The 20,800-nt window shown below is 65.6% G+C and carries 15 protein-coding genes; 10 read left to right on the forward strand and 5 right to left on the reverse strand.

Translation table 11 applies throughout. From position 1 onward, the window contains the following. Positions 1 to 162: 162 nt before the first annotated feature. Positions 163 to 1,911: a 3-(methylthio)propionyl-CoA ligase gene (locus VG320_RS21150; protein ID WP_327202019.1), complete on the reverse strand. Its 1,749-nt coding sequence runs from the start codon at positions 1,909 to 1,911 to the stop codon at positions 163 to 165. Between the two features lie 167 nt (positions 1,912 to 2,078). On the opposite strand from VG320_RS21150, the gene VG320_RS21155 reads away from it, so the two are divergent. The 5 genes from VG320_RS21155 to VG320_RS21175 all read left to right on the forward strand — a co-directional run bounded on the left by VG320_RS21155 (position 2,079) and on the right by VG320_RS21175 (position 5,927). Further along, entirely contained in the window at positions 2,079 to 3,689 is a 1,611-nt protein-coding gene (locus VG320_RS21155) for a protein adenylyltransferase SelO (RefSeq protein ID WP_327202020.1), read from the forward strand. 45 nt (positions 3,690 to 3,734) lie between these two features. Beyond that, entirely contained in the window at positions 3,735 to 4,154 is a 420-nt protein-coding gene (gene msrB, locus VG320_RS21160) for a peptide-methionine (R)-S-oxide reductase MsrB (protein ID WP_327202021.1), read from the forward strand. A 93-nt stretch (positions 4,155 to 4,247) separates the two neighbouring features. Then, positions 4,248 to 4,781, forward strand: a complete 534-nt coding sequence (locus VG320_RS21165; RefSeq protein WP_327202022.1) for a septation protein A — start codon at positions 4,248 to 4,250, stop codon at positions 4,779 to 4,781. Beyond that, positions 4,778 to 5,101 carry a BolA family protein gene (locus VG320_RS21170; RefSeq protein ID WP_144271246.1) on the forward strand — a complete coding sequence of 108 codons (324 nt, stop codon included), beginning with the start codon at positions 4,778 to 4,780 and terminating at the stop codon, positions 5,099 to 5,101. The genes VG320_RS21165 and VG320_RS21170 overlap by 4 nt, the downstream gene beginning before the upstream one ends. A gap of 43 nt (positions 5,102 to 5,144) precedes the next feature. Then, positions 5,145 to 5,927 carry a peptidylprolyl isomerase gene (locus VG320_RS21175; protein WP_327202023.1) on the forward strand — a complete coding sequence of 261 codons (783 nt, stop codon included), beginning with the start codon at positions 5,145 to 5,147 and terminating at the stop codon, positions 5,925 to 5,927. 69 nt (positions 5,928 to 5,996) lie between these two features. Here VG320_RS21175 and VG320_RS21180 read toward each other — a convergent pair whose 3' ends face one another. Then, positions 5,997 to 7,121 (reverse strand): Fic family protein, encoded by a 1,125-nt coding sequence (locus VG320_RS21180; RefSeq protein ID WP_327202024.1) that lies wholly within the window; start codon positions 7,119 to 7,121, stop codon positions 5,997 to 5,999. A gap of 175 nt (positions 7,122 to 7,296) precedes the next feature. Continuing rightward, positions 7,297 to 11,373 carry a phosphoribosylformylglycinamidine synthase gene (gene purL / locus VG320_RS21185; RefSeq protein WP_327202025.1) on the reverse strand — a complete coding sequence of 1,359 codons (4,077 nt, stop codon included), beginning with the start codon at positions 11,371 to 11,373 and terminating at the stop codon, positions 7,297 to 7,299. Positions 11,374 to 11,836: 463 nt separating this feature from the next. Between purL and VG320_RS21190 the strand changes: the two genes are divergently transcribed. From VG320_RS21190 to pgi, 3 genes are all read left to right on the forward strand, one after another. Next, positions 11,837 to 13,132: an FAD-dependent oxidoreductase gene (locus VG320_RS21190; RefSeq protein WP_327202026.1), complete on the forward strand. Its 1,296-nt coding sequence runs from the start codon at positions 11,837 to 11,839 to the stop codon at positions 13,130 to 13,132. A 131-nt stretch (positions 13,133 to 13,263) separates the two neighbouring features. Next, positions 13,264 to 14,847: an NAD(P)H-hydrate dehydratase gene (locus tag VG320_RS21195; protein ID WP_327202027.1), complete on the forward strand. Its 1,584-nt coding sequence runs from the start codon at positions 13,264 to 13,266 to the stop codon at positions 14,845 to 14,847. A 225-nt stretch (positions 14,848 to 15,072) separates the two neighbouring features. Continuing rightward, positions 15,073 to 16,692: a glucose-6-phosphate isomerase gene (gene pgi, locus VG320_RS21200; RefSeq protein WP_327202028.1), complete on the forward strand. Its 1,620-nt coding sequence runs from the start codon at positions 15,073 to 15,075 to the stop codon at positions 16,690 to 16,692. Between the two features lie 77 nt (positions 16,693 to 16,769). On the opposite strand, the gene VG320_RS21205 is transcribed toward pgi, so the two are convergent. Next, entirely contained in the window at positions 16,770 to 17,510 is a 741-nt protein-coding gene (locus tag VG320_RS21205) for an ABC transporter ATP-binding protein (RefSeq protein WP_414696091.1), read from the reverse strand. Between the two features lie 75 nt (positions 17,511 to 17,585). Here VG320_RS21205 and VG320_RS21210 point away from each other — a divergent pair, with 75 nt between their 5' ends. Both VG320_RS21210 and VG320_RS21215 read left to right on the forward strand, forming a co-directional pair. Further along, positions 17,586 to 18,248 carry an arylesterase gene (locus tag VG320_RS21210; RefSeq protein ID WP_327202033.1) on the forward strand — a complete coding sequence of 221 codons (663 nt, stop codon included), beginning with the start codon at positions 17,586 to 17,588 and terminating at the stop codon, positions 18,246 to 18,248. A gap of 183 nt (positions 18,249 to 18,431) precedes the next feature. Next, positions 18,432 to 18,779 carry a hypothetical protein gene (locus VG320_RS21215; protein ID WP_327202031.1) on the forward strand — a complete coding sequence of 116 codons (348 nt, stop codon included), beginning with the start codon at positions 18,432 to 18,434 and terminating at the stop codon, positions 18,777 to 18,779. Between the two features lie 105 nt (positions 18,780 to 18,884). On the opposite strand, the gene VG320_RS21220 is transcribed toward VG320_RS21215, so the two are convergent. Further along, a complete protein-coding gene (locus VG320_RS21220) occupies positions 18,885 to 20,798 on the reverse strand; it encodes a SurA N-terminal domain-containing protein (protein WP_327202032.1) in 1,914 nt (637 codons plus the stop codon). Positions 20,799 to 20,800: the final 2 nt, after the last annotated feature.

Genomic DNA, 20,800 nt, shown 5'->3' on the forward strand with positions numbered 1-20,800 from the left:
TTCATTGTCCGACATTCCCGGTCAGCAGGCAGAATACCGAAAAAAGTACGCTCGTTCCATTTTTTTCGGCAACTTAAGCGCCAGGGTTTGTACCGAGCACCGAAAAAGGGCAAAAAAAAACGCAGCCCGAAGGCCGCGCCGGAGAAAAGGGTTTGGGCGTGTTCAGCGTGTCTGGTCGCGCAAAGCGGCCGATTTTGCGTGATCGGCCGCGCTGCCGCCGCCCTGATGCAGATCGAGGGGCTCCATCGGACACTGCTCCGACGCCGCGAGCGCAGTCGGCAGGACGTGGTCGCGGAAGCGCTCGCGCAGCTTGAGCTTTTGCAGCTTGCCGGTGGCCGTGTGCGGCAATTCGTCGACGAACACCACGTCGTCGGGCAGCCACCACTTCACAACCTTGCCGTCGAAGAAAGCCAGCAGTTCCTCGCGCGAGACCTCGGCACCAGGCTTTTTCACCGCGACGATCAGAGGACGCTCGGTCCAGCGCGGATGTGCGCAGGCAATGCAGGCGGCTTCCGCGATCGCCGGGTGTGCGACCGCGATGTTTTCCAGTTCGATCGAGCTGATCCACTCGCCACCCGACTTGATCACGTCCTTGCTGCGGTCGGTGATGTGCAGGAAGCCATCGGGATCGATGGTGGCGACGTCGCCGGTCGGGAACCAGCCTTCAACCAGGGGCGTCCCCTCGTCCTGCCGGAAATACCGGTCGATGACCCACGGCCCGCGCACGTGCAGATCGCCGAACGCCACGCCATCCCAGGGCAGCTCGCGCCCGTCGTCGCCGACGATCTTCATGTCCACGCCGAAGATCACGCGGCCCTGCTTTTCGAGCAGCGCGCGCTGCGCCGCAAGCGGCCGTTGCGCCTGCTCCCAGTTGAGCTTCGCGAGCGTGCCCAGCGGCGACATCTCCGTCATGCCCCACGCGTGGATCACCTGCACGCCGTAGTCGTCCTCATAGGTGCGCAACATCGCGGGCGGACACGCCGAGCCGCCGATCACCGTGCGATTGAGCGTGGAAAACTTCACGCCCGCCTCACGCATGTACGTGAGCAAACCGAGCCAGACGGTCGGCACGCCGGCGGAACAGGTCACGCCTTCGGCTTCCATCAGTTCGTAGAGCGACTTGCCGTCGAGGTCCTTGCCGGGCAGCACGAGCTTGGTGCCGTTGAGCGGCGCGGCATGCGGAATGCCCCAGGCGTTGACATGGAACATCGGCACGACGGGCAGCAAGGCGTCGCGCGCGGACAAAGCGATCGAATCGGGCAAGGAAGCGGCATACGCATGCAGCACCGATGAGCGATGCGTGTACAGCGCGCCCTTGGGATTACCGGTCGTGCCGGATGTGTAGCAAAGGTTCGAAGCGCTGCGCTCGTCGAGCAGCGGCCAGTCGTATTCGCCGTCCTGCGCCGCGAGCAGCGTTTCGTAACAGCGTACCGGCGTGCGCATGGCGGGCCGATGCGCTTCGTCGCACAGCGCGATCCAGCCGCGCACCTGCGGACATTGCGGTGCAAGTACGTCGACCAGCGCCGCGAAGGTCGTATCGAAGAGGACGTAGCGATCGTCGGCGTGATTGACGATCCAGGCGATCTGCTCGGGAAAGAGGCGCGGATTGATGGTGTGGCACACCGCGCCAAAGCCCGTCACGCCGAAGTACGCCTCCATATGCCGGTAGCCGTTCCAGGCCAGCGTCGCCACCCGCTCGCCAGGCTCCACGCCCAGCGCGATCAGCGCCTGCGCAAGCTGTTTCGCGCGCGCTTCGCAGTCGCGATAGGTGTATCGATGGATATCGCCCTCGATGCGCCGCGAGACGATCTGCGCGCTGCCGTGATGGCGCGCCGCATGCGCGATCAGCGACGACACCAGCAGCGGCACGTCCATCATCTGGCCCAGAAGCGATGCAGTCGGCGCGGTCATGGTCGGCGGTCTCCTCGACTCGGATGTCTGGAAAGCTCGTTGGTGTTGTGTACAGCTTATGTGCAGCGAGGGTCTCAGGTTCCAGGCTGTCTGACATGGCCCGCGGCGGCGTCCTGCACGCCAGCGGGCGCGGACTTACAATATCGGCTATTCAACAGGCGCTCAACATGTCGTTTTCACCAGGCCCGAATTCCTCTTCCAGCGAATCCCAAGTGACACAGACCGCCACGAACCTGCCGGCCAGCGGCCCGCTCGCCGACTTCGAGCGCGCGCTCACCGCGCCGCGCGACGACAGCTTTGCCGCGCTCGGCGCGACCTTTTACACGCGCCTGCCGGGCACGCCGCTGGCCGCGCCTTACGTGGTCGGTTACTCGCCTGAAACGGCGGCTATGCTCGGCCTCGACGCTGCGGCCGTGAAAGACCCGTCGTTCGCGGCGCTCTTCAGCGGCAACTTCACGCGCGAGCGCTCGCCTGCGGCGATGTCGTACGCGACGGTGTATTCCGGGCATCAATTTGGCGTATGGGCGGGCCAGCTCGGCGACGGCCGCGCGCTGATGCTCGGCGAAGTCGACCATGCGGGTAAGCGCTTCGAGGTGCAACTCAAGGGCGCGGGACGCACACCCTATTCGCGCATGGGCGATGGCCGCGCGGTGCTGCGCTCGTCGATCCGCGAATTCCTGTGTTCCGAAGCCATGCATCATCTCGGCATTCCGACCACGCGCGCGCTCGCCGTGACCGGTTCCGACCAGCCGGTGCGCCGCGAGGAACTGGAAACCGCCGCGGTCGTCACGCGCGTGTCGCCGAGCTTCGTGCGCTTTGGCCATTTCGAGCACTTCTATTCGAACGACAACGTCGAGGCGCTGCGCCAGCTCGCCGATCACGTCATTGGCCGCTTTTATCCGCATCTGCGTGAAGCCGACGATCCGTATCTCGGGCTGCTCGACGAAGCGGTTCGCAGCACGGCGGCGCTGATGGTCGAATGGCAGGCCGTGGGCTTCTGCCACGGCGTGATGAATACGGACAACATGTCGATCCTCGGTCTCACGATCGATTACGGCCCGTTCGGTTTCATCGACGGTTTCGACGCGAACCACATCTGCAATCATTCGGATTCGCAGGGCCGTTACGCATACCGCAACCAGCCGCAGATCGGTTACTGGAACCTGTTTTGCCTTGCGCAGGCGCTGCTGCCGCTGTTCGGCGCGCACTACGATATCGCCGACGAAAAAGCGCGCGGTGAGCGCTGCGTGGCCGACGCGCAAGGCGTGCTCGAGCGTTTCAAATCGCATTTCGCGCCCGCGCTCGAAGCGCGCATGCGCGCGAAGCTGGGGCTTGAGCACGCACGCGAGGGCGACGACCAGCTCGTGAACCGCCTGTTCGAAATCATGAACGCCAATCGCGCCGATTTCACGCTGACGTTCCGCAATCTCGCACGCGTATCGAAGCTGGACGCACAAGGCGACACGAGCGTGCGCGACCTGTTCCTCGACCGTCCGGCCTTTGACGCCTGGGCCGCCGACTACCGCGCGCGCCTCGCCCACGAAACGCGCGACGACGCCGCACGCGCCGCCGCGATGAACCGGGTGAATCCGAAGTTCGTGCTGCGCAACCACCTCGCGCAGACGGCGATCGAGCGCGCGGCGCAGAAAGATTTCAGCGAAGTCGAACGGCTCGCCAACGTGCTCAAGCGCCCCTTCGACGAGCAGCCGGAAAACGCCGCCTATGCGGCGCTGCCGCCCGAGTGGGCCAGCTCGCTCGAAGTCAGTTGCTCTTCGTAAGCGCGCCCCCATCTACGCAATCCTCCCCTCAACAGGAAACCCGACATGAGCCAGGACGACCATAACTCCGACGCCTACCCCGGCCACAAGAGCGACGCCGAATGGCGCGCGCAGCTCGATCCGACCCAATATCAGGTCACGCGCCACGCGGCCACCGAGCGCGCCTTCACCGGCAAGTACTGGGACCACACCGAACGCGGCATCTACGACTGCGTCTGCTGCGGCACGCCGCTGTTCGAATCGGACACGAAATTCGACGCCGGCTGTGGCTGGCCGAGCTACTTCCGCCCGATCGACGGCGAGGTGATCGAGGAGCGCACCGACCGCACGCACGGCATGCTGCGCATCGAAGTGCGCTGCAAGAACTGCGGCGCGCATCTGGGCCACGTTTTCGAAGACGGTCCGGCCCCGACGGGCCTGCGGTATTGCATCAATTCGGCTGCGCTACAATTCGAGCCCAAGTGACGCGGGCAGGCACGCGCCCCGTCGATGCAGGGCGCGTGTTTTCCCGATGTCGCGCCCCTTTTTGCGGCTCTTTTTGCGGACTCCAGGCCGATAATGAAATTTCTGTTTGATCTGTTCCCGATCATCCTGTTCTTCGTCGCCTTCAAGGTATGGGGCATCTACACGGCCACGACCGTGGCCATCGTCGCAACGCTCGTGCAGATCGCCTGGGTGGCGTTCCGGCACCGCAAGGTCGATCCGATGCTGTGGCTGTCGCTGGGCATCGTCGTCGTATTCGGCGGCGCCACGCTGATCCTGCACGACGAAACCTTCATCAAGTGGAAGCCCACCGTGCTCTATTGGGCCTTCTCGGTTGTGCTGCTGGTCTCGCAGGTGGCGTTCGGCAAGAACCTCATCGAAGCGATGATGGGCAAGCAGATCTCCCTGCCGCACCGCGTCTGGACGCAACTGAACTTCGTCTGGTCGATCTTCTTCGCGCTGCTCGGCATTCTCAATCTGTTCGTCGCCTTCCACTTTTCCACTGACGCGTGGGTCGATTTCAAACTGTTTGGCGCGACCGGCATCCTGGTCGTGTTTATCGTCGGCCAGAGCCTCTGGCTGTCGCGTCACATGAAGGAAGAAGAATGAGCGACGTGTTCCTCAACGCCAGTCCCGCCGAGCGCCTCGCGCTGATCGAAACGCGCCTCACCGCAGCGCTCGCGCCGGTCGAATCGATCGTCGTGCGCGACGACAGCGCGCTGCACGCGGGCCATGCCGGCGCGTCTGCCGGCGGTCATTTTCATGTCACGATCGTTGCGGCCGCATTCATGGGGAAAGCCCGCGTAGCAAGGCATCGCTTGGTGTATGATGCGCTGGCCGAGGCCATGCAGCGCGGCATTCACGCCCTTGCGATCACGGCGCTCACGCCCGAAGAAGCCGCAGCGCTGCCCCGTCAAGCCCCGCTTTGATTTGCCTTATTTGTCCTTTGATTCGCCCTATCAGGATTTTTCGATGACCTTGAAGAAAACCCGTCTCTGGGTGTTGCTGGCTGCGTGCGCGGCGGCTCCCGCCTTTGCGCAGAATGTCGCCGTTGTGAACGGCACGCCGATTCCGACGTCGCGCGCCAACGCGCTCGTCGCCCAGGTCGTGGCCCAGGGCCAGCAAGATACGCCGGATCTGCAAAAGGCCGTGCGTGAGGAACTGATCAACCGCGAAGTGCTGATGCAGGAAGCCGCACGCCAGGGCATCCCGAATCGTCCGGACGTGAAGGCACAACTGGCGATGGCGCAGCAGCAGGTCATCCTGCACGCGTGGATCGAGGACTTCCTCAAGAACAACCAGCCGAGCGACGCCGAGGTCAAGGCGATGTACGACAAGGTCACGCAAGGCGCGGGTGGCGGCAAGGAATATCACCTGCACCACATCCTCGTCGCCGACGAGCAGCAGGCCAAGGACCTGATCGCCAAGATCAAGGCCGGCGCAAGCTTCGAAGACCTCGCCAAGCAGTACTCGAAGGACCCGGGTTCGGCGAAGAACGGCGGCGACCTCGACTGGTCGGATCCGAAGGCTTACGTGCCGGAATTCGCGGCTGCTGCAACGTCGCTGCAGAAAGGCCAGATCACCGATACGCCGGTGCACACGCAGTTCGGCTGGCACATCATCCGTGTCGACGACATCCGCGCGATCGCCCCGCCGCCGCTCGAGCAGGTACGCCCGCAGATCGTCCAGCAGCTCCAGCAGGAAAAGCTGCTCGCGTTCGAAAAGCAACTGCGCGCGCAAGCAAAGATCCAGTAAAACCGCATTGCGGTTTCGCTGCTGCAAAACCCCGCGACCTGCAAAGGCGCGGGGTTTTTTCATGGCAACTCATTGTGGCAACGGCATCAATTCGTAACTCGTGCTGCGGCCGCCACCCTCGGCCTTACGCAACATGCCGCGCGCGACCAGATCGTTGATATCGCGCAAGGCCGTATCGGATGAGCATTTGGCGATGGCCGCCCATTTGCTGCTGGTGAGCTTGCCGTCGAAGCCATCGAGCAGTTTGTTGAGCAGCTTCGCCTGCCGTTCGTTGAACGGCGTGTCGGCCCACTGGTGCCAGAAACGCGCCTTGACCAGCACCGAATCCAGCGTGACCTGCGCCTGATCGACAGCGCGATGGAGCGTGTCGAGAAACCACATCAGCCATTGCGTCACGTCCATCGAGCCCTTCTGCGTGCGTTCGAGGATCTCGTAATACGCCTTGCGCTCGCGCTGGATCTGCGCCGAGAGACTATAGAAGCGTTGCGTGCTGCCATCGGCGCGCGCGAGCAGCAGATCGCCGATCGCGCGCGCGATGCGGCCGTTACCGTCGTCGAACGGATGCAAGGTGACGAACCACAGATGGCCTAGCCCCGCCTTGATAAGCGGCGGAATCGGCGTGGGCGCGTTGACCCAGTCGATAAACCGTTGCATCTGCGCTTCGAGCAGCGGCGCGGGCGGCGCCTCGAAATGCACGCGCTGGCGCCCGATAGGACCGGACACGACTTGCATCGGCCCGGTGGCGTCGTCACGCCAGGCACCGACGGTGATGCGCGACAGGCCCGCGTAGCCAGTGGGAAACAGCGCCGCATGCCAGCCGAACAGGCGTTCGCGCGTGATCGGCTGGCGGTTGCTGGCCGTCGCGTCGAGCACCATGGCGACCACGCCTTCCACATGCCGGTCGACCGGAGCCAAGGCGCCGATATCCACGCCCAGACGCCGCGCAATCGATGAGCGCACCGATGCAGCGCTCAGGCGCTCGCCTTCGATTTCGCTGGTCTTGAGCACGTCCTCGGTCAGCGCCGCGAGACTTGCCTGATCGCGCAGGCGCATGCCGACATCCGCCAGACGCCCCATCAGCACGCCCTGGGCGCGGCTGGCTTCGACCATGGGCCCAGCGAGCGCCGCGATGTCGAAGCGCCAGTCCGGCCAGTCGCCGGCTTGCCAGATGTAGGTGTAATCGCCGCTATTCATGCGGTGATTATGACGCGGATTCGCCGCATGGGCAATTTAATCACCGCACAATTTGCAGCGATTAAATCAGCTATTCGCCGCATGCCAAAGAAAAACCCCGGTCACAGCCGCCGTAGCGGCCATGACCGGGGTTTCCGGGATGCTGCGGGAGCCGCCCTTCAGGCGGCCAGGGCGTTTAACCCACCCACTTGCGGGCGTTCTGGAACGCGCGCAGCCACGGGCTCGCTTCGCCCCAGCCTTCGGGGTGCCAGCTCATCGTCACGGTGCGGTGCACGCGCTCCATGTGCGGCATCAGCACGGTGAAGCGGCCGTCGGCGGTCGTGACCGAGGTGATGCCTTGCGGCGAGCCGTTCGGGTTGAACGGATAGCCTTCGGTGGCCTGGCCACGGTGATCGACGTAACGCATCGCCACCGCCACCTTCGAGATATCGCCCTGCTGCGAGAAGTCCGCGAAACCTTCGCCGTGCGCGACCGCAACCGGAATGCGCGAGCCTTCCATGCCGGCGAAGAAGATCGACGGCGAGCTTTGCACTTCGGCCAGCGAGAAGCGCGCTTCGAACTGCTCCGACTTGTTGCGCGTGAACTTGGGCCAGGCTTCGGCGCCCGGAATCATCGAGGCGAGGCTCGACAGCATCTGGCAGCCGTTGCAGATACCCAGCGCAAAGGTGTCCTGACGCCCGAAGAACGCCGCGAACATGTCCGCGAGCTGCGCATTGAAGCGGATCGTCTTGGCCCAGCCTTCGCCCGCGCCCAGCACGTCGCCGTACGAGAAGCCGCCGCAGGCCACTGCGCCCGCGAAGTCAGCCAGCGTGGCGCGGCCTTCCAGCAGGTCGCTCATGTGCACGTCGTGCGCGTCGAAGCCGGCGCGGTCGAACGCGTACGCGGTTTCGAGGTGCGAGTTCACGCCCTGCTCGCGCAGGATCGCGACGCGCGGACGTGCGCCCGTGCCGATGAACGGCGCGGCGATGTCTTCGGCCGCGTCGAACGTGAGCGTCGGCTGCATGCCCGGATCGGCGGCGTCGAGCAGCGCGTCGTATTCGGCGTCGGCGCAGGCGGGGTTGTCGCGCAGACGCGCGATACGCCAGCTCACTTCGCTCCACACGCGCTGCAGTTCGGAGCGCGGCGCTTCATAGATGCGCTTGGCGTCGCGGTAGATTTCGATCGAGTCGCGGTTGTTGAGCGTGCCGATCACGTTCGAGCAGACCGACAGGTTGTGCTCGCGCAGCACCGCCATCACGGCGTCGCGTTGCGTTGCCGGCACCTGGATCACGGCGCCCAGTTCTTCCGAGAACAGCGCGCGCAGCGTGCGGTCGTCGCGGCGGCCGCTGGTCTGCTTCGCCCAGTCCTTGGCGTCGCCGAAGTCCGTGCCGTGCTCGCCGTCGAGCGTGAGCATGTCGACGTTCAGCGACACGCCGGTGTGGCCCGCAAAGGCCATTTCGCAGACCGTCGCCCACAGGCCTCCGTCCGAGCGGTCGTGGTACGCCAGCACCTGCTCGTTGGCGTTGAGCTTCTGGATCGCGTTGAAGAACTGCTTGAGGTCTTCGGCGCTATCGACGTCAGGCGCGGCGTCGCCGACCTGCTGCGTGACCTGCGCGAAGATCGAGCCGCCCATGCGGTTCTTGCCACGGCCCAGATCGATCGAGATCAGCACCGATTCGCCCGCTTCGTCGATGCGGCGCAGTTGCGGCGTGAGGTGGCGGCGCACGTCTTCGACCGGCGCGAACGCGGAAATGATGAGCGAAACCGGCGCGACTACTTCCTTGGCGACGCCTTCTTCGTTCCACTTCGTGCGCATCGACAGCGAATCCTTGCCCACCGGAATGCCGATGCCCAGCGCCGGGCACAGCTCCATGCCGATCGCCTTCACGGTGTCGTAGAGGGCGGCGTCTTCGCCCGGGGCGCCGCACGCGGCCATCCAGTTGGCGGAGAGCTTGAGCTTGTCGAGCGAGGCGATGGGGGCCGAAGCGATGTTGGTGATCGCCTCGCCCACGGCCATGCGGCCCGATGCGGGCGCATTGATGACGGCCAGCGGCGTGCGCTCGGCCATCGTCATCGCTTCGCCCTTGAAGCCGGCGTAGTCGAGCGCGGTGATTGCGCAGTCTGCGACCGGCACCTGCCACGGGCCGACCATCTGGTCGCGCACGTTCATGCCGCCCACCGAGCGGTCGCCGATGGTGATGAGGAAGGACTTGCTGCCGACCGTCGGGTGACGCAGCACGCTCTTCGCGACTTCGTCGAGCGAGATGCCCGTGACGTCGACCGGCACGAGCGGCGTGCTCGCGTGTTCGACCGTGCGGTGCATACGCGGCGGCTTGCCGAGCAGGATGTCCATCGGCATGTCGACGGGCTGGTGGCCGCCATTGGCCGCGAGCGCCTTTTCGTCGGTGTCGATCAGCTTGAGTTCGCGCTCTTCGGTGGCAACGCCCACGACCGCGAACGGGCAGCGCTCGCGCGCGCAGATCGCTTCGAAGGCGGGCAGATCGGCCGGTGCGATCGCCAGAACGTAGCGTTCCTGCGATTCGTTCGACCAGATTTCGCGCGGCGAGAGCCCCGATTCTTCAAGCTGAACCTGGCGCAGTTCGAAGCGCGCGCCCTTGTCGGCGCCATCGACGAGTTCAGGGAACGCGTTCGACAGACCGCCCGCGCCCACGTCGTGGATGCTCAGGATCGGATTGCCTTCGCCCAGTTGCCAGCACGAGTTGATGACTTCCTGCGCGCGACGTTCGATTTCCGGGTTGCCGCGCTGAACCGAGTCGAAGTCGAGTTCGGCGGTGTTGGTACCGGTCGCCATCGAGCTGGCGGCGCCGCCGCCCATGCCGATACGCATGCCGGGGCCGCCGATCTGGATCAGCAGCGAGCCTGCGGGCAGGTCGTGCTTGTGGGTGTGCTGGTCGCTGATGTTGCCAAGGCCGCCGGCGATCATGATCGGCTTGTGGTAGCCGCGCACGGTGCCCGCGACGTTCTGCTCGTAGACGCGGAAGTAGCCGCCCAGGTTCGGACGACCGAATTCGTTGTTGAACGCGGCGCCGCCCAGCGGCCCGTCGATCATGATCTGCAGCGGCGAGGCGATGCGGTCCGGGCGGCCATAGGTGCCATGCGCATCGGCAGGATTGCGGTGCGCGAGCGGCACGGCGGCGTCGCGGGCGTTTTCCCACGTTTCGCGTGCATCGGGCAGATCGAGGTTCGAGACCGTGAAGCCCGTGAGACCGGCCTTCGGACGCGCGCCGCGGCCCGTTGCGCCTTCGTCGCGGATTTCGCCGCCCGAGCCCGTGGCCGCGCCTGCGAACGGCGAGATCGCGGTCGGGTGGTTGTGCGTCTCCACCTTCATCAGCGTGTGCGTGAGTTCGGTGTGGCGGCCGTACTGCTCGCCCGGCGTGCCGTCAGCGCCCGTCTTGCGCGGGAACCAGCGCTCCGCGACCGCGCCTTCCATGATCGACGAGTTGTCCGAATACGCGACGATGGTGCCTTGCGGGCTGATCTTTTCGGTGTTGCGGATCATCGCGAAGAGCGACAGATCCTGGTCCTGACCGTCGATCGTCCAGCTCGCGTTGAAGATCTTGTGGCGGCAGTGCTCGCTGTTCGCCTGCGCGAACATCATCAGTTCGACGTCGGTCGGATTGCGGCCGAGCTTCGTGAAGTTCTCGACCAGATAGTCGATTTCGTCGTCGGCGAGCGCGAGGCCCAGCTCGCCATTGGCCGTTTCCAGCGCCGCGCGGCCGTGGCCGAGCACGTCGACCGTCTGCATCGGGCGCGCCGGCAGTTCGTCGAACAGATGCAGCGCGGCGTCGCGCGACGGCGCCACGCTCTCGGTCATGCGGTCGTGCAGCGCGGCGGCAACCTGCGCGTGCGCGTCGTCCGACAGCGTCTTCTTGCCGCCGAGCAAACCGCTCTTGAGGATCACCGTGTATTCGACGCCACGCTCGATACGGCGCACCTGCTCGAGGCCGCAGTGAAGCGCGATATCGGTGGCCTTGGAGGCCCACGGCGACACCGTGCCAAAGCGCGGCACGACAAGGAAGGTCACCGCGCTGCCGCGCTCCTGCGCAGCCGCGAACGGCGCGCCGTAGTGCATCAGCGCTTCGATCTTCGCGCTGTCGTCAGCGTTAAGCGGCGTGGCCGAGTTGACGAAGTGCAGATACTGGCCGTGCACGCCGACGATGTTGGCGTCGATACGCTGGAGCGTGTCGAGCAGGCGGGTCTGACGGAAGTCGGAAAGGGCCGAAGCACCGGGGAAACACGAGAAGTGGGCCATGGACTGGGGCGTTGCGTCGAGGTTACATCGCGGCTTCGCCTCGCGCGGTTGCGTCGCAAGGTGGCGATGCGTCGCGCGGGGCGGTGGCGACGGTCAGGCGAAGGGAGACCGCGATTATAACCCGGAAGCCCCTCTCCGACCGCCCTGGCGGCGCTCTGACGACACTGCGCGAAGCACGTCCGTACGCCTTTTCGCGATATGGGAAAACGCCGCGGCGATCATTCGCGCTTCACTGAGCCGTTTTTTTGCGATGTCTGCGCGATCGGCCCGCAGGCGTGGAGCCGATCCTGGCGCACCTCGGCACTGCCGCGCGCATGGCGACGACGCCCAATTGACTGCTATGATTGCGCGTTTCACCCGATCGGCGCAGCGCTACGCGTGCGTCGCACGTCTCACCCTCTTCGGCAGGGCGCCAGGTCTTCGACGGCCGACAGCGCACCGCCTGCCTGCAGATCGAATCATCATGGATGTCATCGTCATTGGCGGCGGAATTGCCGGCGTCGCCACCGCCTACCAGTTGCGCGCGGCGGGCCATCGCGTCTGCGTGGTCGAGCGCCACGCCACCGTCGCGCAGGGCGCAAGCTACGGTCATAGCGGCATCGTGCTGCCCACGCCGCTCGACGTCTGGTTCGGCCCCACCTTTCTGCGCAACGGCCGGCACTCGTCGGGCGGCGTGATCTGCAAGACCGGCTTCACTGGCCAGGCGCGCGCGTTCGTCAAGCGCCTCGCCACGCTGCACGGCTCCGAAGCGTTCGCGGCGCGCTATGCGCTGCTGCGTCCGCTGATCGAGTCGGCGCAGGCTGCGCTCGACGATGTCGAAACCCGCTTCCAGCTTGAATACGAGCAGCGCGAAGGCCTGCTCTATCTCGTGCGCGGCAACGACGAATGGTCGCTCAACCAGCCCGCGCTGGAACTGCTGCGCCGCTTCGAGACGCCGCATCACGTGCTGACGCCCCACGAATGCGTGGCCGCCGAGCACACGATTCCCGCCGATCCGCCATTTGCGGGCGCGGTGCGTTTCGATCAGGGGCGCGTCGCCAACTGTCCGCTGTTCGTCAAGCAGCTCAAGCAGACGCTCGATACGCTCGGCGGCGTGCAGTTCGAGACCGGGCGCACAGTGAGCGCGATTCGTGTCGAAAGCCAGCGTGCTGCTGTGGAACTCGCGCCGCGCCCCGACGAAGCGGGCAAGCACCGCGACGTCGAAGTCATCTCCGCCGATGCGGTGGTGGTCGCGGCGGGCGCGCAGACGCCGAAGCTGCTCGCGCCGCTCGGCATCAAGCTGCCGTTCTATCCGGTGCGCATGCATACGCTCAACGCGCCGGTCGCACACGAAGAATGCGTGCCCGGTTCCACGCTCGTCGATGCCGCTCGGCGCATCGTCGTCACGCGCACGAATCACCGGCTGCGTATCGCAGGCGGCGCGGTGCTCCAGCGCACCAAGCAGCTCGAGCAAGCCCTGCCCGAGGCGCTCACCGAAGAGGCGCTCGCCCTGCTCGGCGAAGCATCGCGAGACTGGGCGCCGGGCGCTGCGCGCATCTCGGCGGCGCTCGCGTGGGAAGGGATGAAACTGCTTTCCGCGGACGGCCTGCCGGCGGTGGGCAACGCCGGTAGTCCGCGCCTGTTCGTCAACGCGGGGCACGGCCCGTCGGGCTGGGCACTTGCGCTAGGCTCGGCACGACTGATCGCCGCTCAGGTATCGGGCACCGCGCCCGAACTGCCTGGCGAAACGGTCGAGGCGCTCTCGCCGGGGCGCAGTTAGTCCCGCAGTTAGTCCCGCAGCTAGCCTCTGAGCTAGCCTCTCAGCGAGCCTTTTTACGGACCCGGGCCGGCGTCGCTCGGGTATCGTTGCAGTGTCGATTTTCCGCGTGCTTGCCTGCACGCTTCGCCACCATGACAGACGCCACGCCTTCTCACCCTACCCTCGTCAATCCGCATGACCGCGCCGTGGCGCTGCTCACCGTCGCGCAACTGCGCGAGCGCGAGCATGCCGCCCAGGCGTCGCTGCCCGCCCATACGCTGATGGCGCGCGCGGGCGCCGCCGCCGCACACTTCCTGCGCGAACAGATCCTGCATGCGCCGTCGGCGGCCAGCGCACGTCCCGTGTGGTTTGCCGCCGGACCGGGCAATAACGGCGGCGACGCGCTGGTGGCCGCCGCCGCGCTCAAGCGCGCGGGCATCGACTGCGAAGTCTGCATGCCCGTCGAAGTGAAACCCGACGACGCGCGCTGGGCGCTCGCCGAAGCGCGCGCCGCCGGCGTGCCGATCACGCAGACGCCGCCCGCCTCGTTCGACGGCTATGGCTGGCTTGTCGACGGGCTGTTCGGCATTGGCCTTGCGCGCGCGCTCGACGGCGAGTTCGGCGCGCTGGCCGAACGCCTGTCGGCACGCACGCGCGAGCGTGGCCACGTGCTCGCGCTCGACGTGCCGAGCGGTCTCGATACCGACACCGGTAACGTGGTCGGCGGCGGCACGGCCGTGCGCGCCAGTCACACGGTCACCTTCATCGCCGCGAAGCCGGGGCTTTATACGGGCGTGGGGCGCGATTACGCGGGTCTGGTAAGCGTGGCGCCGATCGGAATTGAATCGCCGCTTGCGCCGCAAAGCGCACACATCGCCCAACTCAACGCCACTGCGCTGTTCGGGCCGTCCATGCCCGCGCGCGACTTCGCAACCCACAAGGGCAGCTTCGGCACGCTGGCCGTCATCGGCGGCGACACAGGTATGTGCGGCGCGCCGATTCTCGCCGCGCGCGCCGCCCTGCTCGCGGGCGCGGGCAAGGTGAACGTCGGGTTTCTCGGCAGCGACGCGCCGCCCTATGACGCGCCGCATCCCGAACTGATGCTGCACAGCGCGGGCAAGCTCGCGCTCGACGCGATGAGCGCCGTGGCGGCGGGTTGCGGCATGGGCGGTAGCGCATCGGCGCGACAACTGGTCGAGCGCATCCTGCGGCTAGACACCGCTGTGCTGCTCGACGCCGACGCGCTCAATCTCGTCGCCCGCGACGAGGCGCTCGCCGCGCACGTCTGCGAACATGGGCGCAGGCGCAGCGCGCCGTGTGTGCTGACTCCGCATCCGCTCGAAGCCGCGCGTCTGCTCGGCACGGATACGGCTGAGGTGCAGCGCGACCGGCTGGCCTCGGCGCGTGCGCTCGCCGCGCGTTACGAGGCGGTCGTGGTGCTCAAGGGCAGCGGCACGGTGATCGCCGCACCGAACGGACGCCTCGCCATCAACCCGACGGGCAACGCGGCGCTCGCGACGGGCGGCACCGGCGACGTGCTCGGCGGCTTGATCGGCGCACTGCTCGCGCAGCGCCTGCCGCCCTTCGAAGCGGCGCTGGCAGGCGTCTATCTGCACGGCCTCGCCGCCGATGCGCTGGTCGCGCAAGGCGACGGTCCGGCGGGACTCGCCGCGGGCGAACTCGCGCCGATGGTGCGACGCCTCGTCAACCGGCTTTTCTACGCGGCGAACGATTGAAGATCGGCCACATAGTGAGAGAAATCGCGGCACGGCGTTTGCTAACGTTTCGCTGATTCCGTTAGCACAGCCGCCCCGGTGCTCAGCCTCGCCCAGGCCCGCTATACTGATCTTTCGTGCGCTGCCCACCGGTGGCGCGCTTCCCCGCAGCGCGTGACGCGTGCGTCGGCCTGACCGGCTGACGCCGTCCGCCGCCCTTCATTCGTTTTCCCTCGCTAGACGAACATGACGAATCCGCTCCCTGCCTGGTCCGCGCTACAGACGCATTACGAACAGATCCGCAACGAACAGATGCGCGACTGGTTCGCACCCGCCAACGATCCCGCGCCGACCCGCGCCGAACGCTATACATACGCGGGCGGCGGTCTTGCAGCCGACTTCTCGAAAAACCGCATCAATGACGCCACGCTCAAGCTGCTCGTGCAGCTCGCGCGCGAGGCCGGCGTCGAACAGCGCCGCGACGCGATGTTCGCCGGCGAAGTCGTCAACCCGACCGAAGGCCGCGCCGCCCTGCACACGGCGCTGCGCGCCACCGAACCGAACGCGCCGTTCCACGCCCAGGTACTCGCCGAGAAAGCGAAGATGGCGAAGTTCGCCGACGCCGTGCGCAGCGGCGCCTGGACGGGCTACACCGGCAAACGCATTCGCCACATTGTCAACATCGGCATCGGCGGCTCGGACCTCGGGCCGAAGATGGTCGTGCACGCGCTCAAGCATCTGGAAGCGCCGGAGCTTGACTCGCACTTCGTCTCGAACGTCGATGGCGCCGATCTGTGGCGCGTGATCGAAAACATCGATCCGGAAGAGACGTTGGCAATCATCGTCTCCAAGACCTTCACGACGCTCGAAACCATGACGAACGCGCGCTCGATGCGCGACTGGTTCGTCAAGCACGGTTGCCCGGAAGACGCGCTCGCGAAGCATTTCGTGGGCGTATCGGCGAATCCTGCTGAAGTCGTCAAGTTCGGCATCGCCAAAGAGAATGTCTTCGAGATGTGGGACTGGGTTGGCGGGCGCTATTCGCTGTGGTCGGCCGTCGGTCTCTCCATCATGATTGCGATCGGGCCGCAGCAGTTCGACGAACTGCTGGCCGGTGCGCACGATATGGACGAGCATTTCAGCACCGCGCCGCTGGAAAAGAACCTGCCGGTGCTGCTCGGCATGATCGGCATCTGGTATCGCAACTTCTTCGGCTCGCAAAGCTACCTGGTCGCTCCGTACTCCGAAGCATTGCACTACCTGCCCTCTTATCTCCAGCAGCTCGAAATGGAGAGTAACGGCAAACAGGCGCGTCTGGACGGCAAGTTTGTCGATTACGCGACTTCGGCCATCACGTGGGGCGAGCCGGGCACCAACGGCCAGCACGCGTTCTTCCAGATGCTGCACCAGGGCACGACGATCGTGCCGATCGACTTTATCGCCGTGCTCACGCCCGAGCATCCGCTCGCCGATCATCATCCGAAGCTGCTCGCCAACTGCTTTGCGCAGAGCGAAGCGATGATGCTCGGACGCACCGAGGAAGAAGCGAAGAAGATCGCCGGCCCCGACAAGCCCGAACTCGTGCCGCACATCATGTTCCCCGGCAATCGCCCGACCACGACGCTGCTCGTCGACGCGCTCACGGCGCGCTCGCTCGGCGCGCTGATCGCGCTGTACGAGCATAAGGTGCTGGTGCAGGCGTCGGTGTGGAATATCAACCCGTTCGACCAGTGGGGCGTGGAGCTTGGCAAGATCCTCGGCAAGGTTGTGGAAGCCGATCTCACTGCGGCAAGCGGCGACGTGAAGGCGCACGATTCGTCCACGAGCGCGCTGATCGCGCGGGCACGCGCGGCGCTCAAGCGTTGAACGATTGAGGTTGTGCTGAAGTAAAAAGGGCGTGCGCGGTGATTGCCGTGCGCGCCCTGTTTTTTTGTAGACGCCGCCTAGCGAGCGGCTTCGATGCGATCGCTGGCGTCTTCCGGGCCGTCGACGTGCAGCGCGTTCGGCACGCGGCGCCCCGCTTCGATCGTCACGACGGTGTCGCAGCGGCGCGCGAGGTCGATGTCGTGCGTGACCAGCACGAGCGTCGCGCCGTTCGCGCGGTTCAGTTCGAACATCAGGTCGATGACGGCGTGGCCCGTGGCGGCGTCGAGGCTGCCGGTGGGTTCGTCGGCGAAAAGGACAGATGGATGGGTGACGAAGGCGCGCGCGAGCGCCACGCGCTGCTGTTCGCCGCCCGAAAGCAACTTGGGATAATGGCCAGTGCGCTGGCCGAGCCCCACGCGCTCCAGGAGCGCACGCGCGCGCGTGAAGGCCTCGCGGGTGCTCAGACCGCCCTGCAGTTCAAGCGGCAATGCGACGTTTTCCAGCGCGGTCAGATGCGGCATCAACTGGAACGACTGGAACACGAAGCCGACCGCGCCATTGCGCAACGCGGCGCGACGATCCTCGGCCATACCGGTAAGCTCATGCCCAAGCAGTCGAACCGAGCCGGCGCTTGCGCTGTCCAAACCGGCCAGCAGGCCCAGCAGCGTAGACTTGCCCGAGCCCGATGCGCCGACGATCGCCACGCTGCTGCCCGCGTGCACGCTCATGTCGATGCCGTCGAGGATCGTCAGTTCGCCCGCCGCGTCGGTGACGCGCTTGCTCAAACCCCGCACTTCGATGACTGGATCGCTATTCATTCGCACATGATGAAGCAAAGATTAGCCGACAGGAAACACGCCTCTGGACGCCGCGCGTCATTCGTAACCGCATTCGTGCTGCTTGCGGCGGTCGCACTGCCCTGCGCCGCGCTCAATGCCGCTGAGGCTGCCACACCGGCGGCCACGCCACCTGCTGCGCAACCTGCGACGGCGAAACCCGTGATCGCCGTACTGGGCGACAGCCTGTCCGCCGAATACGGCCTGCCGCGCGACACCGGATGGGTGGCCTTGCTGCGTCAGCGCCTGACGAGCGAGCGGATCGATTATAGCGTCGCGAATGCCAGCATCAGCGGCGACACCACGAGCGGAGGCCTGGCGCGCCTGCCGCTGGTGATGCAACGCATGAAGCCCTCGGTCGTGATCGTCGAGCTGGGCGCCAACGACGCCTTGCGCGGCGTGCCGCTCGCGACTACCGGCAGCAATCTGCGCGCCATCGTCGCGCAGATCCGTCAGGGTCATGCGCAGCCGGTGCTGGTGGGCATGTATGTGCCGCCGAACTATGGCCCCGACTACACGCAGCAATTCCACGGTCTCTACGGCCAGCTCTCGAAGGAACTGCACGTTCCGCTCGTGCCGTTCCTGCTCGCGGGGCTTGAGAACAAACCCGATCTTTTCCAGACGGACCAGATGCATCCCACCCAGCAGGCACAGCCCTTGCTCCTCGACAACGTGTGGCCGACGCTCAAGCCGCTGCTTGGCGGCAGCGCGCAGCGCTAGCGGGCACGTGGCGCGCGTTCCGGCGCAGTGCCGCGTATCCTGCCGCTGTCAGACGCGCTGTTCTGCGCTGTTATTTTTAGACAGCGCGTCTGACAGAGGAGCGTCGTGCATCAGGTCACATTTTTTGCGCCGGACGAGAGACTTCGTCCAATCTCAGATTGACCCTGACTGGAGGGATAAAACGTGAAATATTTACCTCTTATTGTCGTAACGGCAGCCCTTGCTGCCTGCGCCAATCAGCCGATGCCCGCCGGTACGCAATCGGTCGGCACCAGCCAGCAACCGCCAACGGCCGTTGCCCAGTGCATCGCCAAGAAGTGGGCCGATAAGTCGCAGACGCAGGTGGTCTCGCAAAGCGTGCTCGCCAACGACCAGGCCGTGGATGTCTATGTGCCTGGCCAGCAGCCGCCTAACGGCGCAGCCGCGACGGTTCGTCCGGCCTGGAACGCCAACGCTAAGACGTGGGTGGGCTTCCGCTCCGGCGGCGGTGCGGGAGGCGACGCCACGAGCGATATCAGCGCCTGCCTGTGATGTGCTGCTTCTGAATACCTGCGCGCCGCTTATCCAGCAACGCGCAAAAAGCAAAACGCCCCGCAGATTGCGGGGCGTTTTCGTTTGTAGCTTTAAAGCGAGGGCTTACTGGCCATCACCGTCGCTCTGCTGGTTCGAGCCACCGAGCGTGCCATAGTACTTGACCTTCGAGCGATCGCGCAGCGCATCCAGATACGCCTGGGTCTGCGACTGACCGCCGACGCCGGCAAGCTGCTGCTGCGCTGCCGCGAGACGCTGGCCATCGACTGCGGGGCCGTTCGTCACGCTGTTGACGCGGTAGATCGCGTAACCGTCGTTGCCGAGATCGACACCCACGTAGGCGGGCAGCTTGGCTCCATCGGCCTTGAACACGGCGGACAGCGCATGGGGCGGCAGACCTTGTGCGTCGTTACGCGACACCTTCAGCGCCGACGAGAAACCATCGGTCGACTTCGACTTCTGCAGGTCGGCCAGCTTCGCTTCGCCGTCCTTGCGCGCCATATCGGCAGCCTGCTGCACAACCACCTTCTGACGCACCGCATCCTTGACCGCGGCAAACGCCGGTACGGCAGCGGGCTGGAAGTTCGTCACATGCGCCGAGATCAGCGTGCTGTTGCCCACCTCGATTGCCTGAGTGTTGTTGTGGCTGTTCACCGAATCGTTCGCAAACACCGCATCCAGGAACTTCTGGTTGTTCAGCGGGCTATCCGGCGGCAGCGCGGGATTCGGCTTCGGCGTGACCGTAGCGGTCTGGATCGTCAGCTTGTACTTGTCGGCGGCCGGCTGCAGGCTCTTAGCCTGTTCGTAGACCGTCGAGGTAAAGCCTTCCGTCGTGTCGGCGAGCACCTTCGCGGCCTGCTGCGTCTTCACGTCGTTGAGAATCTGCCCCTTCACGTCATCGAACGGCTTCGTCACCGACGGCTTGATGTCCGTGACCTTGACGATGTGGTAGCCAAAGTCCGACTGGATCACGTCGCTGATCTCGTCCTTCTTGAGCTTGAAGACGGCGTCGTCGAAGGCCTGACCGCCTGCGATCATGCCCGGACCGAAGTAACCGAGGTCGCCACCCTTGGCGGCCGAGCCGGGATCCTGCGAATCCTTCTGAGCGAGCTGCGCGAACTGATCCGGATGTGCCTTCACGTCGGCGAGAATCTGCTCGGCCTTCTGCTTCGCAGCCGCGCGATCAGCCGCGCTGGCGTCCTTCGAAACCGTGATCAGGATGTGGCTAGCGCGCACTTCTTCCTGCGACTTGTAGTGCGCGATGTTGTCGTCGTAGTACTTCTTGAGATCGGCGTCGCTCGGGTTGACCGTGGCCGCGACCGTGGCCGCCGACAGCACCAGATACTGGATCTGCGCCGTTGCGGGCGTAGCGAACTCGTTCTTGTGCGCGTCGTAATAGGCTTGCATCTGCGCGTCGGTCGGCTGCACCTTCGGTGCATAGTCGCTCGCGTGGAACGCGAGGCCCTGCACGTCACGCTGCTGCTCCGACAGACCCGTGAGTTGCTGCGCGAGCGCCTTCGGCGTGAACGCGCTGTTCACAAGCGCGGCGGGCAACTGCTGCATCGCGAGGCTGTAACGCACACGCTCGTCGTACTGCTCGGGCGTCATGCCCTGCATCGCGAGCAACTGCTTGTACTTGTCGAGATCGATTGAACCGTCAGGATTCTTGAGCGACGAGATGATCGGATCGGCGAGCAGCGTGCGGCGCACCGCTTCGTCCGATGCCGTCAGATGCAGACGCTGCACTTCGTCGGCGAGCACGCGCTGCTGGATCAGACCGTCGAGGATGTCCTTGCGATGCTGCGGCGTGTCGAACATGCTGGCGTCGAACTGCGCGCCCATCATCTGGCGCGCCTGGTCCATCTGCTGACGCGCGGCGCTGTCATAGTCGACACGAGTGATCTTGTGACCGTTGACGCTGGCGACGTTGGCGCTTTCGTCAAAGAAGCCGCGGAAACCTTGAATGCCGACGAAGCCGAGACCTGGCAGAATCACCAGCATCAGCATCAGCATCATCAGTC

It is taken from the genome of Paraburkholderia sp. (genome assembly GCF_035948235.1).
GTDB lineage: Bacteria > Pseudomonadota > Gammaproteobacteria > Burkholderiales > Burkholderiaceae > Paraburkholderia.

Coding starts and splice junctions, on each gene's coding strand:
- VG320_RS21180 (WP_327202024.1), bottom strand. CDS start 7,121: ATGAATAGCGGCGATTACACCTACATCTGGCAAGCCGGCGACTGGCCG.
- VG320_RS21195 (WP_327202027.1), top strand. CDS start 13,264: ATGACAGACGCCACGCCTTCTCACCCTACCCTCGTCAATCCGCATGAC.
- msrB (WP_327202021.1), top strand. CDS start 3,735: ATGAGCCAGGACGACCATAACTCCGACGCCTACCCCGGCCACAAGAGC.
- VG320_RS21155 (WP_327202020.1), top strand. CDS start 2,079: ATGTCGTTTTCACCAGGCCCGAATTCCTCTTCCAGCGAATCCCAAGTG.
- purL (WP_327202025.1), bottom strand. CDS start 11,373: ATGGCCCACTTCTCGTGTTTCCCCGGTGCTTCGGCCCTTTCCGACTTC.
- VG320_RS21150 (WP_327202019.1), bottom strand. CDS start 1,911: ATGACCGCGCCGACTGCATCGCTTCTGGGCCAGATGATGGACGTGCCG.
- VG320_RS21170 (WP_144271246.1), top strand. CDS start 4,778: ATGAGCGACGTGTTCCTCAACGCCAGTCCCGCCGAGCGCCTCGCGCTG.
- VG320_RS21175 (WP_327202023.1), top strand. CDS start 5,145: ATGACCTTGAAGAAAACCCGTCTCTGGGTGTTGCTGGCTGCGTGCGCG.
- VG320_RS21190 (WP_327202026.1), top strand. CDS start 11,837: ATGGATGTCATCGTCATTGGCGGCGGAATTGCCGGCGTCGCCACCGCC.
- VG320_RS21165 (WP_327202022.1), top strand. CDS start 4,248: ATGAAATTTCTGTTTGATCTGTTCCCGATCATCCTGTTCTTCGTCGCC.
- VG320_RS21205 (WP_414696091.1), bottom strand. CDS start 17,510: ATGAATAGCGATCCAGTCATCGAAGTGCGGGGTTTGAGCAAGCGCGTC.
- pgi (WP_327202028.1), top strand. CDS start 15,073: ATGACGAATCCGCTCCCTGCCTGGTCCGCGCTACAGACGCATTACGAA.